16 protein-coding genes are annotated in these 16,375 nt (G+C 62.9%); 12 read left to right on the forward strand and 4 right to left on the reverse strand.

All coding sequences use genetic code 11. The features are described 5' to 3' along the window. The 3 genes from M2281_RS25810 to M2281_RS25820 all read right to left on the reverse strand — a co-directional run bounded on the left by M2281_RS25810 (position 1) and on the right by M2281_RS25820 (position 2,438). A complete protein-coding gene (locus tag M2281_RS25810) occupies positions 1-621 on the reverse strand; it encodes an urea carboxylase-associated family protein (protein WP_280824077.1) in 621 nt (206 codons plus the stop codon). Positions 622-798: 177 nt separating this feature from the next. After that, a complete protein-coding gene (locus M2281_RS25815) occupies positions 799-1,656 on the reverse strand; it encodes a D-amino-acid transaminase (protein ID WP_280824078.1) in 858 nt (285 codons plus the stop codon). Positions 1,657-1,667: 11 nt separating this feature from the next. Then, positions 1,668-2,438, reverse strand: coding sequence for a LamB/YcsF family protein (locus M2281_RS25820; protein ID WP_280824079.1), 771 nt, complete (start codon positions 2,436-2,438; stop codon positions 1,668-1,670). A 245-nt stretch (positions 2,439-2,683) separates the two neighbouring features. On the opposite strand from M2281_RS25820, the gene pxpB reads away from it, so the two are divergent. The 8 genes from pxpB to M2281_RS25860 are packed head-to-tail and all read left to right on the forward strand — an operon-like array spanning position 2,684 to position 9,857. Beyond that, complete coding sequence (gene pxpB, locus M2281_RS25825; protein ID WP_280824080.1) at positions 2,684-3,403, forward strand: 5-oxoprolinase subunit PxpB; 720 nt, start codon at positions 2,684-2,686, stop codon at positions 3,401-3,403. Beyond that, positions 3,400-4,422, forward strand: coding sequence for a biotin-dependent carboxyltransferase family protein (locus M2281_RS25830; RefSeq protein WP_280824081.1), 1,023 nt, complete (start codon positions 3,400-3,402; stop codon positions 4,420-4,422). The genes pxpB and M2281_RS25830 overlap by 4 nt, the downstream gene beginning before the upstream one ends. After that, positions 4,419-5,069, forward strand: coding sequence for a GntR family transcriptional regulator (locus tag M2281_RS25835; RefSeq protein ID WP_280824082.1), 651 nt, complete (start codon positions 4,419-4,421; stop codon positions 5,067-5,069). The genes M2281_RS25830 and M2281_RS25835 overlap by 4 nt, the downstream gene beginning before the upstream one ends. 8 nt (positions 5,070-5,077) lie before the next feature. Continuing rightward, positions 5,078-6,028, forward strand: a complete 951-nt coding sequence (locus M2281_RS25840; RefSeq protein ID WP_280824083.1) for a hydroxyacid dehydrogenase — start codon at positions 5,078-5,080, stop codon at positions 6,026-6,028. Continuing rightward, positions 6,025-7,293 (forward strand): hydantoinase/carbamoylase family amidase, encoded by a 1,269-nt coding sequence (locus M2281_RS25845; RefSeq protein ID WP_280824084.1) that lies wholly within the window; start codon positions 6,025-6,027, stop codon positions 7,291-7,293. The genes M2281_RS25840 and M2281_RS25845 overlap by 4 nt, the downstream gene beginning before the upstream one ends. Beyond that, complete coding sequence (locus M2281_RS25850; protein ID WP_280824085.1) at positions 7,293-7,925, forward strand: GntR family transcriptional regulator; 633 nt, start codon at positions 7,293-7,295, stop codon at positions 7,923-7,925. Before M2281_RS25845 ends, M2281_RS25850 begins: the two co-directional genes overlap by 1 nt. A gap of 23 nt (positions 7,926-7,948) precedes the next feature. After that, on the forward strand, positions 7,949-9,151 hold the full coding sequence (locus tag M2281_RS25855; protein ID WP_280824086.1) for a M24 family metallopeptidase: 1,203 nt from the start codon (positions 7,949-7,951) through the stop codon (positions 9,149-9,151). A gap of 19 nt (positions 9,152-9,170) precedes the next feature. Continuing rightward, complete coding sequence (locus M2281_RS25860; protein ID WP_280824087.1) at positions 9,171-9,857, forward strand: fumarylacetoacetate hydrolase family protein; 687 nt, start codon at positions 9,171-9,173, stop codon at positions 9,855-9,857. A 105-nt stretch (positions 9,858-9,962) separates the two neighbouring features. On the opposite strand, the gene M2281_RS25865 is transcribed toward M2281_RS25860, so the two are convergent. Then, positions 9,963-10,829: a LysR family transcriptional regulator gene (locus M2281_RS25865; protein ID WP_280824088.1), complete on the reverse strand. Its 867-nt coding sequence runs from the start codon at positions 10,827-10,829 to the stop codon at positions 9,963-9,965. 125 nt (positions 10,830-10,954) lie between these two features. Here M2281_RS25865 and M2281_RS25870 point away from each other — a divergent pair, with 125 nt between their 5' ends. The 4 genes from M2281_RS25870 to M2281_RS25885 all read left to right on the forward strand — a co-directional run bounded on the left by M2281_RS25870 (position 10,955) and on the right by M2281_RS25885 (position 16,364). After that, on the forward strand, positions 10,955-12,166 hold the full coding sequence (locus M2281_RS25870) for a pyridoxal phosphate-dependent aminotransferase (protein WP_280824089.1): 1,212 nt from the start codon (positions 10,955-10,957) through the stop codon (positions 12,164-12,166). After that, a complete protein-coding gene (locus M2281_RS25875) occupies positions 12,163-12,600 on the forward strand; it encodes a RidA family protein (RefSeq protein ID WP_280824090.1) in 438 nt (145 codons plus the stop codon). Before M2281_RS25870 ends, M2281_RS25875 begins: the two co-directional genes overlap by 4 nt. A gap of 204 nt (positions 12,601-12,804) precedes the next feature. Then, complete coding sequence (locus M2281_RS25880) at positions 12,805-14,337, forward strand: acyl-CoA carboxylase subunit beta (RefSeq protein ID WP_280824091.1); 1,533 nt, start codon at positions 12,805-12,807, stop codon at positions 14,335-14,337. Positions 14,338-14,345: 8 nt separating this feature from the next. Then, positions 14,346-16,364, forward strand: a complete 2,019-nt coding sequence (locus M2281_RS25885) for an acetyl/propionyl/methylcrotonyl-CoA carboxylase subunit alpha (protein WP_280824092.1) — start codon at positions 14,346-14,348, stop codon at positions 16,362-16,364. The last annotated feature ends 11 nt before the right edge of the window (positions 16,365-16,375 follow it).

Here is a 16,375-nt window from a genome sequence, read left to right on the forward strand (position 1 = left end):
CTAATTCCTAGTTTGGCAGTCATCGATGACTGCGAAGGCGATGTCGCGGGGCGTATGGTCCGCGCCGTTGATTGGTGTTATGTCCTGGGGGCAGGCCGAAAGGACAACAATCACGTCCATCTCGGCGCGCAGTGTCACACTGTCGCCCGCTCGGCTGGCAGGCGGCAGCCGGGTGACGCCGCCGTCTTCGGCGATGGGGACGTTCATGAACAGGTTCAGCGAGGCGGGCGTGAAGGAAAGCCTGACGCCGAGCGGCGTCAGCGCCTCATGAAAATTGTCAGTGCAGCTGCGATGTCGACCGTGGCAGTTCAACTGCTCATAAAGTTCCGCGCTGCAGGGGCATAGCTGAGTATCGTGTCGTCCCGGGGAACTGTCGGCGATCATGGTCAGCATCTGCCGGCGCCGGATGCTGACCACTGCCATCGACTCTTCGACAAAGATGCTGCTGTTCCACGAGCGAGTATGCTCCATCGAGGCGTATTCCAGAGGATCGTCCACCGAAACCGCCCACGTGTCGACGACCTGTGAACCGTGGACGTTCTCGATACGGATCGCCTGCCCTCTCCGCAGTGTGACAGCAACTCCTTGCGAGGCTTGAAGGATTTGACCTGGACGGTCCATTGTTTTTCCCCGATGAGGCCTTCGATCTTTTGTCGAATGGCCTTGTTCAGTATACCGCTGGAATTCTTACGCGGCAAAGATGGAATTGCCAAATCTCAAGGCATTTCCCCCGGAAACTTTGTTCCTAGATGGGCAGCCCAAGAGACTGCTGAAGAGGTCAGTTCGGCACTGTGGACCTCAGATTGCCGCGGCACGACGGGTCTCGACATAGAGCCGCCGCAGGTCGCGGGTCAGCGGGCCAGGCGCGCCCGTCCCGACAGAGGTCTCGTCGATCCGGGTGACCGGCACGACGAAATTGGTAGCCGAAGTGATGAAGGCTTCGCGCGCGACCTTGGCCTCTTCTGGAGTAAAGGCACGTTCCTCGACGCGAATGCCGTGCCGTGCAGCCAATTCCAGCACCGAAGCGCGAGTGATCCCGGGCAGCAGCGCATGCGAGAGATCGCGGGTCACAAGCACACCCTGATCATTGACGATGTGGGCGCTCGCGGCAGTGGCCTCGGTCACATGGCCTTCCTCGACGAGCCACGCGTCGTCGGCACCGCGGGCCTTGGCCTCCATCTTGGCCATGGAGGGATAAAGCAACTGAATCGTCTTGATATCGCGGCGTCCCCAGCGCAGGTCCGGGAGTAGCGAGACCGCAATGCCGGTTTCGGCGGCGCGGTTTTCCAACACGTTCTTCGCCTGCGTGAACAGCACCAGCGTGGGCGGTGTATCAGCAGGCGGGTAGGCAAAATCACGGTCGGCCACGCCGCGCGTCAGCTGCAGATAGATCATGCCCTGATCCAACGCATTGCGCGCCACGATCTCACGATGGACCGCAAGTAGCGCTTCCTCGCTCAGTGGCACAACGATCCCCAGTTCGCGGGCTGAGCGCTGAAGCCGTGCGGCATGACCGGGGTATTCAACCAGCTTGCCATCGAGGACGCAGGTCACCTCATAGATGGCGTCGGCCATGAGGAAGCCACGGTCGAAGACAGAGACCTTGGCCTCTTCCTCGGGCAGCCAAGCGCCGTCAAGGTAAACAACTCTGCTCATTTCGGGATCCTTCAGGGTTTGGCGAACGGCGCGATTTCCACGTCGTTCTTCAAAAGGGCTGCACGCAGGGCGCGGACAATCTCAACTGCGCCAGGCGTATCGCCATGGACGCACAGCGTTGCTGGCTCGACCGGAAGCCGCTTGCCACCCGTAGTCGGGATATGGCCACCGACGATCATTTCCAAAACCTGGTCGAGGCTTTGCTGCGGATCGTGGATTACTGCGCCAGGCTGGCTGCGGGGCGTCAGCTCGCCCGCATCGGTGTAAGTGCGATCAGCATAGATTTCGCAAGCGACGCGAAGGCCCGCTTTTTCAGCTGCCTTGTAAGTCTCGGAATAAGGTAGCGAAACGTAGACGAGAGCTGGGTCCACCACCTTCACCGCCCGCACACACAGCGCCGCCAGGTCTGGATCCACCGCCGCCATGTTCCCCAGCGCACCGTGGGTCTTCACGTGGGTCATCGGGTGACCCTCCAGTGCACACATGCCTTGCATGGCGACGATCTGGTAGATCAGCTGGGTCTCCAGATCCTCGGGGCGTTCGCCAGAGATGCGGCGGCGACCGAAGCCATAGAGGTCGGCAAAGGAGGGGTGGGCGCCGACTGAGACGCCGTTTTCGCGCGCCATACGAATCGTGCGACGCATCACCACCGGATCGCCGGCATGGAAGCCGCAGGCAATGTTCGCCGTGCTGACCAACTGCAGCATCGCAGCGTCGTCACCGATCGAGTAGGCGCCGAAGCTTTCGCCCATGTCGCAGTTAAGATCGACCTTTCTAGTCATTCCGGGTTCCCGTGGATCGGGCACGTTTATGGCCCGTTTTGGTCTGTTGAGTGTGGGTAGCCCGCGCTGCCCTGATTGACAGGACCACCCCGGCTCCGCATAATGGATACATGTGGTATACCGAAATCACAAGCCCTTTTGATGAATGCTCGACGATGCGCGGGGGGGAAGCCGATGGATACGAGTTGGCTCGCCTCCCCGTTGCCCGGGCGCAGATGTGACCGATGCGAAGCACGCGTGACGCCATGATTCCTACCTTCCTTCCCTGCGGAGACAGCGCGCTGGTCATTGAGCTAGGCGACCGCATAGACGCCGACGTGAACGCCCGCGTCATTTCTCTGGCAGCGGCGGTGGAAGCGGCTGCGATCCCAGGCGTGGTAGAGATCGTGCCCAGCTACCGTTCGGTTTTAGTCCGTTACGACCCTGAAATCATTCGCGGGCGGGAGCTCGAGGAGCGTTTGGCGGATCTTTCAGAACACCTCGAGGTGTCTGGCGCTCAAGCGCGCAGCTGGAACATTCCTGTGGTCTATGGTGGCGAAGTCGGACAAGATCTGGAAGAGATCGCAGCCATGAAGGGCCTTTCGCCGGAAGAGCTGATTGCCCTGCATGCGGGCGGTGAATACCGCGTTTTTATGATCGGGTTTGCGCCGGGCTTTGCCTATCTCGGCGGGCTACCAGCAATCCTTCATACGCCCCGCTTGCAAAAGCCCCGCCAGAGCGTTCCGGCCGGGGCCATCGGCATCGGCGGCCAACAGGGCAGTGTAAATTCGGTCGCAGGACCTTCGGGTTGGCGCTTCATTGGTTGGACGCCGATCAGGGTATTCGACCCGGCGCGCAAGATTCCCTTTCTTCTACAAGCCGGCGACCGCGTGTCCTTTGTGCCGATCGATCCGGAGACCGGTGAACGGCTTGCAGCGCGCGCTGCCGCCGGCGAAACCGTAATCGAACCTGAGGAAGCGGCATGAGTATAGAAGTTCTTGCCGCAGGCCCGATGCTGACCATCCAGGATGGAGGCAGGAAAGGGCTCAGGTGTTTCGGCGTTTCGAACGCGGGGCCGATGGATGGCCCGGCGATGTCGCTTGCAAATGCTCTGTGTGGCAACTCGCCAGAAGCGGCCGCGTTGGAGTTTGCAAGCACAGGAGGTCATTTCAGCACCACCCGTCCGGTTCGATTTGCTGTGACGGGCGGAGATTGCGACATCCACATCGCCGACCGACGCGTCCTGCCGGGCGAGAGTCATCGACTGAACCCCGGCGAAACGCTTAAGATCGGGGCGATGCGGGATACCGTGTGGGGCTACATAGCTTTTTCCGGCGGGATCTCTGTCCCACCTGCATTGGGGTCCCGAGCCACTCACCTTCGCAGTGGGTTGGGCGGCCTCGAAGGCCGCGCCCTGAGAACCGGCGATATCCTGCCGCTAGATGAGGACGAAGCCGCAGATCGCTGCCTGCGCACTGCAAGTCATTTGCCGGCTAATGTAGGCGGTCCGATCCGCATCGTCCTAGGGCCCCAAGACAACTATTTTGCCCCCGAGACCATTGCCAGTCTGACTGAAACCGAGTTCACGGTCACGCCGCAGCGCGACCGTATGGCCATGGTGCTGGGCGGGGCTGAGCTCCCGGCTGCCCGCGGACACGATATCGTGTCCGACGCAACAGTCCCAGGCTCGATCCAGGTTCCGGGTTCGTGCCAGCCCATCGTCCTCATGGCTGAAAGCCAAACGACCGGCGGTTATCCGAAGATCGCTACCGTCATCTCGGCAGACCTGCCACGGTTGGCGCAAATGCCAATCGGCCGGCGTTTCCGCTTTGCCGTCGTTTCGCGTGACGAGGGCGAGACTATTTGGCTGGCACACACGCGAGCTCTGCGTGCTGCACTGGCTGACCTGCAGGTGAAACCCGAGGGACTTCTTACGTCGGAATATCTGCTTTCCTGCAATCTGATTGGCGGTATTTTCGCCCCAGAAGAGAGGGGAGCGGAATGACCACAACCACTAGTCTTGCGCGCGACGCACACCAACGGATCATCGGCATGATTCTGGAAGGCGTCCTCAAACCTGGTGACGCCCTGCAGGAGGCTTCTTTGGGCGAAGCGCTAGGTATGTCCCGCACCCCGGTACGCGAAGCGATCAAACGCATCGAAAGTGAGGGATTGGCCGCGACCGAGGGCCGGTTCACCCGAGTTCGTCAGTTGGGAGCCGCCGAAATCGAAGAAATCTTCTTCTTGCGGCTCGAACTTGAGCCGATTTGCGCCCGGGCAGCCGCAGCGACGCCTCCCTCCGGCACCGACGAAATTGAGGCCCGCATACGTGTACTTATGGCAGACGGCCCGGAAGCTGCGCCAGATGACGTGCAATGGCATATCGATAGCGATTTGCATGGGATGATCGCCCGTGCGGCAGGCAATCGCACCGTTGCCGACGTGATTGCCGGACTGCATCGCCGGACCTGCATCTTCGACCATACCCAAGTGCCGGAACGTTTCCTCAAGGGTTGCGAAGAGCATCTCGAAATACTCCAGGCCATCCGCCTTGGCGATGGCGCAGCAGCCGAGGCCGCCATGGCCCGGCACCTCACTCATGCGCGTGACGCGATCTTCGCGCGCCTTCATCAGATCCAGATCCAACCGTAGGGTCCATCATGAAATGTCTAATCGTCCAGCCCATTCATGAGGCCGGTCTGATTCTGCTCAGGAAGCATGGGATTGAACCTGTCCTATGCCCTTCCTCGGAAACGGAGACCGTCGCCGCCCACATTGCGGGTTGTGACGCGGTGATTACCCGTGACGCCGGGCTGAAGGCTGCCGCCTTCGCTGCGGCCGACCGTCTGCGCATCGTGGTAATCCACGGCACCGGGCACGATTCGGTGGACAAGAATGCGGCTGCTGAGAAAGGCGTTCTGGTCGCAAACACGCCGGGAGTGAATGCCCGCTCTGTGGCGGAACTTGCGGTCGGCCTGGCGATTGCCGCCGCCCGCGGAATTTCGGCCGGTGACCGCAGCGAACGCTTGGGTCGCGCCGGCTTCCGAGAATCCGCGCGGTTTACGGAGCTTTCGGGCAAAACGACGTTGATTGTCGGCTGGGGCGCTATCGGTCGTGATGTCGGCCGGATGCTGGATCAGGCCTTCGGAATGCGGATCATCGTCCATTCCCCTCGGGCTCCGGATGTCGGAGGCTACGCACGTGCCACCACCCTCGCTGAGGGGCTCGCAGAGGCAGATCTCATTTCACTTCACACCCCGATGCGGGCCGAAACATCCCATATGATTGGGCGCGAAGCACTCGCATTGATGAAGCCCGGAGCCATTCTGGTGAATGTGGCACGGGCCGGGCTGGTAGATGAAGACGCCCTGCATGAGGCGTTGCTCACTGGGCGGCTGGGCGGCGCAGCGCTGGATGTCTATTCGGCGGGCGCCCCTACGGGGCCGCTTTCGGCCTTCCCGAACGTGATCTTCACCCCCCATCTTGGCGCAACGACCGAGGATGCGCTTCGTCGCGTGGCTGAAGCCGCAGCCGGACATGTGATGACAGCACTCACCGGCGCTCTTCCGTCGACCGCCCTTAACCCTGAAGTGTGGAAGGTTCGGGCATGACCGGGCGTTCCTCCCTTGTCGCCCAGAGCATCCGCGCAACCATCGAGCGCGTCATTACTCGGGTAAACACACTTTCGGCTGGGGGGCCGGGCTGGACCCGTCCGTCTTACAGTGATCTCGAAAGTGCTGCCCATGCGATGATCGAGGAAGAGGCTCTCTCTTTGGGGCTGACTGTCTCTCGCGATGCGGCGGGCAATCTCTTCGCGCGGATGAAAGGCCGCAACTCCAATGTGGTGCCGCTCTACGTCGGGTCTCACCTGGACACGGTCGCAGAAGGCGGGGCCTATGATGGGCAGGCCGGAGTTGCCGGCGCGCTGGCGCTCGCCGCCGCGCTGCGGGCGGAAGGCCGCATACCCGAAGCGGACCTCGTGGTGACCGTAACGCGGGCCGAGGAAAGCGTGTGGTTTCCGGTTTCATATGTTGGGTCCCGCGCCGGACTCGGACGCCTCACCCGCGAAGAGATGGAAGCGAAGCGGGTCGACACCCAGCGCAGCCTGGCCGACCATATGCGTGACCAAGGCTATGATCCCGAAGCCGTCGCCACTCTGGTGCCGCCGCAGCCGGCTCGCTTCCTTGAATTCCACATCGAACAGGGGCCGGTCCTGCACATTGCGGGGGAACCCTATGGCATTGTTACAGCGATCCGCGGCGGGTTGCGCTATCGTTCGGCGCGCGTGAACGGGGTTTGGGCGCATTCCGGCGCCGCGCCTTATGAGGGACGGGCGGACGCCGTCGTCGCCTTTTCGGAGCTTGTCGTGGCGATGGATCGGGTCTGGGCCGAAATGCTCGCGGAAGGCGCCGACCTGACAGTGACCTTCGGCCGAGTGGATGCAGCCAGTTCCGCCCATGCCATGGCCAAGGTTGCAGGAACGCTAGGCTTCTGTCTCGACATGCGCTCGTCTGACGCTTCCACCCTCGATGAGGCGGATCGCCGGTTCCGTGTCGAAATCGCCCGCATTGAGGCGGCTCGCCCGGGCATTAGCTTCGATCTCGGCCAGCAGAGCCGCAGCCAGCCGGCGCAACTTTCCCCTGCCATGGCGGATTTCGTGGCACGCGGCGCGGAGGCGCGGGGCGACAAACCGCGCCGCATGCTCTCAGGCGGAGGACACGATGCAGCGGCTTTTGCCGCCGCGGGTTGGGATAGCGTCATGGTGTTCATCCGCAATTGGAACGGCAGTCATTGTCCTGACGAAGGAATGCACCTGGAAGACCTCGCCCTTGCCGTGGAATCCGTGCATGAATCCATATGCCAGGAGGGGGGCTAATGAGTTCAGAGACGCTCGCGCAGGCGGCTTACAGCCGAATCAAACAAGACATCCTTCAGGGCCGGATCAAGCCCGACACTGTCCTCTCCGAGCGCGAGCTTGCCGAGCAGCAGGGCATTTCGCGCACGCCGCTGCGCTCGGCCCTGTCGCGCCTGGAGAGGGAACACGTCATCAGCCGGCTTCAGAATGGCGTCCTGCTGGTGCGCTCCGTCTCCGTCGAGCAATTGATTGAGATCGTGCAACTGCGCCAGGCGCTTGAAAGCGCCGCTGCGGCCCGCGCCGCTGAGTTCGGTTTGACTGCTGAACTGGCCGGGTTGCGGGAAGTCATGACGGCCTACGCCAATGGGCGCAATGTTGCCTTCGACGACTTCTGGGCCGAGGACGACAAGTTCCATCTTGCCGTTGCACGCGCTGCGCGGCTGGAATTGCTGCCGGCCATACTTGCCGAGCAGCGCGCTATCGCAAGACGCTGCACGATTACCCGCACCCATGACAGCTTCGCGGATCAGGCGCGCGAACATATCGCCGTGATCGACGCAATCGCCGCCGGTGACGGTGTAGCGGCCAGAGCTGCGATGAGTCTGCACTTCGAGAATGTTCGAGCCCGATTCCTGGGCTGGCTCTCACGCTGACATTACCATTCGAGAAAGATGAAATGCCCCAAGCTTCGCTTTGCGCCGCGACCTCGTCCTATGGCTTGCCTGACGGGCTGACTGGCAGTCAGGCGGTGTTTCCCGCCGCCGAGTTCGAGCAACGCATCGCCATGATCCAGAGGGCGCTCAGCCTTACCGGAGCAGAGGCGCTCATGCTGACCGGGCCCGAGAACATCTTCTGGGCGACGGGCCGACAGACCGCCGGCTACTTTGCGTTTCAGACCCTTTTGGTGCCGCTTTCGGGCGAGCCCGTCCTGCTGGTTCGACAACTGGAGATGACGGGCGCACGCGCCTCGACATGGCTGACGGATATCCGTGCCTGGCAAGATGGCGAGGATCCGGCACAGGCACTTGGCGCGCTGATAGCGGAGTTGGGCTATCGCCATCTGGCGGTCGAGCGGAACAGCTGGTTCGTCAGCCAGGCACTGTCGGAGCGGATTGCTGCCGCGTTGGTGCCAATTCGGATTTCGGATGGCTCGGGCCTGGTCGAGGGGCTGCGGGCAGTCAAGTCGCCGGCCGAGCTGGACGCGATCCGGTGCGCCGCCGCTTATGCGCAGGACGGCATGGTTGCCGCGATCGAGGCCTGTCACGACGGTGCAAACGAAAATGGCGTGACGGCCGCGATGATGGCTGCCGCCATCTCCTCAGGCTCCGAGGCAATGGCCATGGAGCCGCTAGTCTCATCTGGTCCGCGCTCGGGCATTCCGCACGCCACTTGGCGGCGGCGCAGAATGAACGCGGGAGACGGCGTCTTCCTCGAACTCGCCGCCAGTCACGATCGCTATCACGCCGCGCTGATGCGCAGCGTTTGGATAGGACCTCCGCCGGCCGAGGTTCAGACGATGATGGATACCGCGTTGCGGGCGCTGGACGCCGCACTGACGGCCATGCGGCCGGGCGAGCCCTGCGCGGCCGCGCACAACGCGGCTCAGAGAGTGATCGACGCGGCAGGATATACGGCCGCCTTCCGCAAACGCATTGGATATTCCATGGGTGCGGCTTTCGCCCCGGACTGGGGCGAAGGGGCGATCCTGTCGCTCTTTTCCGACGTGTCACGCCCGTTGGAGCCCGGGATGGTCTTCCATTTGCCGGCCACGCTTCGCAGCTACGGTGCCTATACCGTGGGCGCGTCGGAAACTGTGATTGTCACGGAAACGGGGGTCGAACCGCTGTCCGACCTGCCCCGGACCATGACCATCCGCTGACCTATTGCTGAGAACTGAGATGGATTTCGTAGTTCCACCACCTACCCAACCTTCGCTTCCCGTGGCGGGAACGACTGCGCGTTTCCCGGTGCGGCGCATCTGGTGCGTCGGACGCAACTATGCTGAACATGCTCGCGAATTCGGCCATGATCCGGACCGCGAGCCCCCGTTCTTCTTTTCGAAGCCAGCGGATGCACTGCTAACTGACGGGCAAGGCCTGCCCTATCCACCGCAGACCGGCAACCTTCATTTCGAGGCCGAACTGGTGGTTGCGCTCGGGACTGGCGGCCACAATATTTCCCAGGAAGCCGCGCTGGGACACATCTGGGGTTATGCGGCAGGCAACGACTTCACACGGCGCGATTTGCAGGCTGTGGCGAAAGAGCTCGGACGTCCTTGGGATCTTGCCAAAGGTTTCGACTTCTCGGCGGCCTGCGGTGCGCTTTCTCCGGCCGCTGCCGTCGGCCATCTCGCCCGGGGGCGGATCGCCCTTTCGGTCGACGGCGTGCAGCGCCAGGAGGCCGACCTTTCCGATATGATTTGGTCTGTAGACGAGATCATATCGGCACTGTCCGCTTCGGTAACGCTGAAACCCGGCGATCTGATTTACACGGGCACCCCTGCCGGAGTTGGCGCGGTGGAGCGAGGCCAGACCGTGCGGGTCGACATTGATGGCCTCAGCAGTCTGGTCACCCCCATCACTTGACCAAGGCATAGGCTTCATTCCGGTTTATGCCAGCAGACTAATCGACTTCTGTTGGCCTCACTGAAGCGAGTTTCCGACCCGGTCACTTCTGCTCGGCGCAACCTTCTACCAACGGGTTGCGCCGCAGGTCTCGACGAAGGCGCGAATAGCCACGATCCTGGGGCCGGAGCGTCGCCAAAGCACGCCCACCTTGCGGTGTTTGCCATCGGCAAGCAAAATCTTGCGCAGCCGCAACCCTTCAGGCCAGGGCGGCGACCAATCCGGCACGATGGCGACCCCAAGCCCTCTACTGACCAGCGCGGCAATGGAGTCGAGCGCGTCAAGCTCCAGCCATTCGCGGACCTTTAGTCTATGCTGCCGCAGGTAACCGTCCACGATCTGCCCGCCCCACTGGTTTCGGTCGTAACGGATGAACCGCGCAGTACTGATGGCTTCCTCGAGGCAACTGGCCTCCATTTCCTCAGGCGTGATCAAGACAAGCGGTTCCTCGCGAAGAGTCATCCACTCAATTGATTTCGGAATTTGGAATGGTGGCTGCACAACGACAGCAGCATCGATTTCTTCCGATAGGACGCTGTGGTAGAGGTCCATGGAAGCCCCCGGTCGAATGAAGAACTCGATCCGCGGGTAGCGCTGGCTCATCGAGGCAATGACCTCAGGCAAAAGGCCGGTCAACCCTGTTGCTGTCGAGCCGAGCCGCAATTCTCCGGCGGGTAGGTCATTTGCGGCTATCGCGCGCAGGTCCCGCGCCTCCTCAATCAGCTTACGGGCCTTCTGCAGTACTGCAAGACCTGAGGCCGTAGGGCGTACCGTCCGCCCTGCCCTGGCGACCAATGTATGCCCCAGTTCCTGCTCGAGTGCCTTCAGTCGCTGCGCGACTGCCGCTGGGGTTAGATTCAGCCGCCGAGCGGCCTCGGCGATGGAGTCACAATCGGCGACTTCAACGAAGCTCTCTAGAAAGCGTATGTCCATACGTCATATTTTCTATCTTCTGATGCTACGAGAACAGAGATTTTACTATCTGTTGCTGCGATCTACAACAGGTGCCAACGGGCTATTCGCCTCAGTTCCCGTCCTCGATCTAAAGGAGTTCCCCGATGTCCGTTCAGGACAAATTCAGCAAGCTCGGCACCGACAACGCTCCCGGCCAGGAGGTGCGCCAGACGACGAGCGACCTACATACCCTGCTGCGTGGCGAGACCCTTTCAGGCGTGCCCGTCGATTTCTCGCACGGCGATGTCGATGCCTTCACTCCCACGCCTGGCGCCTTTGAAGTGTTCGCCGAGGGTGTCCGCCGCGGCGGGCGACAGGCCTACACCGAATATCGCGGCGCCAGCCAAATTCGTGAAGAATTGGCAGGCAAACTGGCCGCCTTCACCGGCGCCCCGGTCGATGCGGATGGGATGATCCTGACGCCCGGCACGCAGGGGGCTCTGTTCCTCGCCGTCGCCAGCACGGTCGCGCGCGGGGACAAGGTAGCCATTGTTCAACCCGACTATTTCGCCAACCGCAAGCTGGTCGAGTTCTTTGAGGGCGAGATCGTTCCCGTACGGCTCGACTATCTTAAGTCGGATGCCGAAGCGGGCCTTGACCTCGCCCAGTTGGAAGATGCCTTCCGCCAGGGCGCGAAGGTCTTCGTCTTCTCCAACCCGAACAACCCGGCAGGTGTTGTTTATTCGGAGGCCGAGATTCATCAGATCGCCGCGCTGGCGGGCAAATATGGCGCGACCGTGATTGCGGACCAGCTTTACTCACGCTTGCGCTATTCCGATGTCGCCTACACCCACCTGCGCGCGACAGGCATCGACCCGGCAAACGTGATCACCATCATGGGTCCGTCCAAAACGGAATCGCTGAGCGGCTACCGGCTTGGCGTGGCCTTCGGCGCACCGAAGCTCATCGAGCGCATGGAAAAGCTGCAAGCCATCGTCTCGCTGCGCGCTGCAGGTTACAACCAAGCAGTGCTGCAGACATGGTTCTCAGAGCCGGAAGGCTGGATGGACGAGCGTATCCGCCTGCATCAGGCCATCCGTGACGATCTGCTTAAGGTTCTGCGAGCCGTCGAGGGTATCGAAGCCCGCGCCCCGCAGGCTGGTAGCTACCTCTTCCCGAGCCTACCAGAACTTGCCGTGTCCCCTGTGGACTTCGTGCGCATCCTGCGGCTTCAGGCCGGCGTCATCGTAACGCCCGGTACTGAATTCGGCCCACATTCCGCGAACAGCGTTCGGCTGAACTTCTCGCAAGACCACGCAGCGGCCGTGAAGGCGGTCGAGCGTACGGTCGAACTCGTCGGACGGTATCGCGCATGAGCAGCGAGTTCCCCTCAAAGTCGCCCGTGCCGCAAGGCCAGTATCTGCCAGCCACGCGGCTCGGCAATCTGATCTTCACCTCCGGCATGACGCCGCGGCAGGACGGAGCACTGCTCTTCACGGGACCCGTTCAGGTGGGCGAACCAGTGGAGTACTGGCGGGAAGCGGTAGTTCTCGCGACCCGCAACGCACTCACTGCCGCGCGGAACCGACTTACGGCAGGCGAGCAGATCGCCTCCGTACCGAGCCTTTCGGTCTTCATCGCAGCGGAGGCGGGCTTTACGCTCCATTCTCGACTAGCAGATTTTGCATCGGCCTTTCTGCACGAGGAGCTCGGCGAGGCTGGCATCGGCAGTCGCGCGGCTATCGGCGTAGCTACCTTGCCCGGAAACGCCCCGGTCGAAATCCAGCTGATTGCTGCCATTTCGGGCTGAGCGCACATAAGCGCAGCGGCCGGCGCAGACGGCCGCTGCTTATTCTCGACCAAGTGATCAGTCGTGATGTCGAGACGCTCACAACGTCACTTTGCCGCCGTGCGCGATTACTGGGTACGACGAGTTGGTACTGTCATCAAGGCCGTGCTTATCGCTTTCGTATTTGGGCCGAGTGGCGTCGACCTGGGACCAAAGGTTTTGCTAATGCGTACCATCCAAGAACAACTCGAAGCCCGTCGCGCCGAAGCTCGCCTCGGTGGCGGCCAGCGGCGCATCGACGCCCAGCACGCCAAGGGCAAGCTCACCGCGCGCGAGCGCCTCGACGTGCTCCTCGATGCGGGCTCGTTCGAGGAATACGACATGTATGTCACCCACCGCGCCACCGATTTCGGCATGGAGAGCCAAAAGGTGGCGGGCGACGGCGTCGTCACCGGCTGGGGCACCATCAATGGCCGCCTGGTCTATGTCTTTTCGCAGGACTTCACCGTGCTGGGCGGCTCGCTGTCCGAGACCCATGCGCGGAAGATCTGCAAGATCATGGACATGGCGGTGAAGAACGGCGCGCCGGTGATCGGCGTCAACGACAGCGGCGGCGCCCGTATCCAGGAGGGCGTCGCCGCGCTCGCCGGCTATGCCGACGTCTTCAAGCGCAATGTCGATGCCTCGGGCGTGGTGCCGCAGATTTCGCTGATCATGGGCCCCTGCGCCGGCGGCGCGGTCTATTCGCCGGCGATGACCGACTTCATCTTCATGGTGCGCGACAGCTCCTACATGTTCGTGACCGGGCCGGACGTGGTGAAGACGGTCACCAACGAAGTGGTCAGCGCCGAGGAACTGGGCGGCGCGCGCACGCACACGCAAAAATCGTCGGTCGCCGACGGCGCATATGACAACGACATCGAGGCGCTGGAGCAGGTGCGCCGGCTGTTTGATTTCCTGCCGCTCAACAATCGCGACAAGCCACCGCTGCGGCCGTTCCACGACGATCCGTCCCGCGCCGAACTGCGGCTCGACACGCTGATCCCGGGCGCGGCCAACAAGCCCTACGACATGCACGAGCTGATCCTGGCGATTGCCGACGAGGGCGACTTCTTCGAAATCCAGGAAGCCTTCGCCAAAAACATCATCACCGGTTTTATGCGCATCGAAGGCCAGACAGTGGGCGTGGTCGCCAACCAGCCGATGGTGCTGGCCGGTTGCCTCGACATCGATGCCTCGCGCAAGGCCGCACGCTTCGTGCGCTTTTGCGACGCCTTTTCCATCCCGATCCTCACGCTTGTCGACGTGCCCGGCTTCCTGCCGGGCACGAGCCAGGAATATGGCGGCGTCATCAAGCACGGCGCCAAGCTGTTGTTCGCCTATGCGCAGGCGACGGTGCCGATGGTGACGCTGATCACCCGCAAGGCCTATGGCGGCGCCTATGACGTCATGGCGTCGAAACATATCGGCGCCGACGTCAACTATGCCTGGCCGACGGCGGAGATCGCGGTGATGGGCGCCAAAGGGGCGGCCGAGATCCTCTACCGCTCCGAACTCGACGATCCGGCACGGATCGCCGAACGCACGCGCGAATATGAGGAGCGCTTCGCCACGCCGTTCATCGCCGCCGAGCGCGGCTTTATCGATGAGGTGATCATGCCGCATTCCTCGCGCCGCCGCATTGCCCGCGCCTTCGCCGCGCTGCGTGGCAAGAGCGTCGAAACGCGCTGGAAGAAACACGACACGATCCCGCTCTGAGGTCTGAGATGTTCAAGAAAATCCTGATCGCCAATCGCGGCGAGATCGCCTGCCGGGTCATCAAGACGGCCAAGAAGCTCGGCATCGCCACGGTCGCCGTCTATTCCGACGCCGACCGCGGGGCGCTGCATGTGAAGATGGCGGATGAGGCGGTGCATATCGGCCCGCCGCCGTCCAGCCAGTCCTACATCGTCATCGACAAGATCCTCGCCGCGATCCGCCAGACCGGGGCGGACGCCGTGCATCCCGGCTATGGCTTCCTGTCGGAGAACACGCATTTTGCGGAGGCGCTGCAGGCCGCGGGCGTAGCCTTCATCGGCCCGCCGCCGGTGGCGATCGAGGCGATGGGCGACAAGATCACCTCCAAGCGCATCGCCGCCAGCGCCGGCGTTTCGACGGTGCCCGGCCACATGGGGCTGATCGAGAACGCCGACGAGGCGGTCCGGATCGCTGCGGGGATCGGCTATCCGGTGATGATCAAGGCATCCGCCGGCGGCGGCGGCAAGGGCATGCGCATCGCCTGGAACGACGCCGACGCGCGCGAAGGTTTCCAGTCGTCGCGCAACGAGGCGAAGTCGTCCTTCGGCGACGACCGCATCTTCATCGAAAAGTTCGTCACCCAGCCGCGCCACATTGAAATCCAGCTGCTGGGCGATCAGCACGGCAATCTGATCTATCTCGGCGAGCGCGAATGCTCGATCCAGCGCCGCAACCAAAAGGTCATCGAGGAGGCGCCGTCGCCGTTCCTCGACGCCACCACCCGCAAGGCGATGGGTGAGCAGGCGGTGGCGCTCGGCAAGGCGGTGGGCTACTTCTCCGCGGGCACGGTCGAGTTCATCGTCGACTGCGCGCGCAACTTCTACTTCCTCGAAATGAACACGCGGCTGCAGGTCGAGCATCCGGTGACCGAGCTGATCACCGGCATCGACCTGGTCGAGGAGATGATCCGCGTCGCTGCCGGCGAGAAGCTGCGCATCACACAGAACAACGTGAGGCTGAGCGGCTGGGCCGTCGAAAGCCGGCTTTATGCCGAGGACCCGTATCGCAACTTCCTGCCGTCGATCGGCCGCCTGACGCGCTATCGCCCGCCGCTTGAGGGCAGGCGCGACGACGGCAGCGTGGTGCGTAGTGACACCGGCGTCTTCGAGGGCGGCGAGATCTCGATGTATTACGACCCGATGATCGCCAAGCTGTGCGCCTTTGCGCCGGGAGAAGGGGCGCCCGCCCGTGCCGCGGCGATCGAGGCCATGGGCCGCGCCCTCGATGACTTCGAAATCGAGGGCATCGGCCACAATCTGCCGTTCCTGTCGGCGGTGATGGCGCATCCTCGCTTCCGCCAAGGTGCGCTGACCACCGCCTTCATCGCCGAGGAGTATCCGCACGGCTTTGCCGGCGTTGCGCCGTCGCCGGAGGACGCCAGGCTGCTCGCCGCCGTCGCCGCGCATGTCAATCTCTGCTGCGAGACACGCAACATTCAGATCTCCGGCACGCTCGCAAACCATCAGCGCAAGGTTGGACAAGACTGGGTCGTAACCCTTCCCGCGCACGAGCTGGCCGTGACGGTGCGCGCGCAGGGCGATGGCTCGCTGGTCGAATTCGCCGACGGCGGCTCGCTTGTGGTCACCAGCGACTGGCAGCCCGGCGCGAGCCATGCGGTCTTCGCCGTTGGCGCAGCGCGGATGGGGATCAAGGTTGCACCGGTGAACTCCGCCTTGCGGCTGCGCTGGCGCGGCATCGACGTTCAGGCCTACGTGCGCTCGCCGCGCGTTGCCGAACTGGCCCGGCTGATGCCGCAGAAGCTGCCGCCGGACACGTCCAAGATGCTGCTTTGCCCGATGCCGGGCGTGGTCACCTCGATCGCCGTCCGCGAGGGTGAGCCGGTCGAGGCCGGTCAGGCGCTGGCCACGGTGGAAGCCATGAAGATGGAGAACGTGCTACGCGCCGAGCGCGATGGAATTGTCAGAAGGATTGCGGCGAAGACTGGGACCAGCCTCGACGTCGATGAACTCATCCTGGAGTTCGAGTGAGGTAAACACCT

The sequence above is a fragment of the Pseudaminobacter soli (ex Li et al. 2025) genome (assembly GCF_029892515.1).
Lineage (GTDB): Bacteria > Pseudomonadota > Alphaproteobacteria > Rhizobiales > Rhizobiaceae > Pseudaminobacter > Pseudaminobacter soli_A.

Coding starts and splice junctions, on each gene's coding strand:
- M2281_RS25855 (WP_280824086.1), top strand. CDS start 7,949: ATGCCCCAAGCTTCGCTTTGCGCCGCGACCTCGTCCTATGGCTTGCCT.
- M2281_RS25850 (WP_280824085.1), top strand. CDS start 7,293: ATGAGTTCAGAGACGCTCGCGCAGGCGGCTTACAGCCGAATCAAACAA.
- M2281_RS25875 (WP_280824090.1), top strand. CDS start 12,163: ATGAGCAGCGAGTTCCCCTCAAAGTCGCCCGTGCCGCAAGGCCAGTAT.
- M2281_RS25820 (WP_280824079.1), bottom strand. CDS start 2,438: ATGACTAGAAAGGTCGATCTTAACTGCGACATGGGCGAAAGCTTCGGC.
- M2281_RS25865 (WP_280824088.1), bottom strand. CDS start 10,829: ATGGACATACGCTTTCTAGAGAGCTTCGTTGAAGTCGCCGATTGTGAC.
- M2281_RS25845 (WP_280824084.1), top strand. CDS start 6,025: ATGACCGGGCGTTCCTCCCTTGTCGCCCAGAGCATCCGCGCAACCATC.
- M2281_RS25870 (WP_280824089.1), top strand. CDS start 10,955: ATGTCCGTTCAGGACAAATTCAGCAAGCTCGGCACCGACAACGCTCCC.
- M2281_RS25840 (WP_280824083.1), top strand. CDS start 5,078: ATGAAATGTCTAATCGTCCAGCCCATTCATGAGGCCGGTCTGATTCTG.
- M2281_RS25835 (WP_280824082.1), top strand. CDS start 4,419: ATGACCACAACCACTAGTCTTGCGCGCGACGCACACCAACGGATCATC.
- M2281_RS25830 (WP_280824081.1), top strand. CDS start 3,400: ATGAGTATAGAAGTTCTTGCCGCAGGCCCGATGCTGACCATCCAGGAT.
- pxpB (WP_280824080.1), top strand. CDS start 2,684: ATGATTCCTACCTTCCTTCCCTGCGGAGACAGCGCGCTGGTCATTGAG.
- M2281_RS25810 (WP_280824077.1), bottom strand. CDS start 621: ATGGACCGTCCAGGTCAAATCCTTCAAGCCTCGCAAGGAGTTGCTGTC.
- M2281_RS25885 (WP_280824092.1), top strand. CDS start 14,346: ATGTTCAAGAAAATCCTGATCGCCAATCGCGGCGAGATCGCCTGCCGG.
- M2281_RS25880 (WP_280824091.1), top strand. CDS start 12,805: ATGCGTACCATCCAAGAACAACTCGAAGCCCGTCGCGCCGAAGCTCGC.
- M2281_RS25860 (WP_280824087.1), top strand. CDS start 9,171: ATGGATTTCGTAGTTCCACCACCTACCCAACCTTCGCTTCCCGTGGCG.
- M2281_RS25815 (WP_280824078.1), bottom strand. CDS start 1,656: ATGAGCAGAGTTGTTTACCTTGACGGCGCTTGGCTGCCCGAGGAAGAG.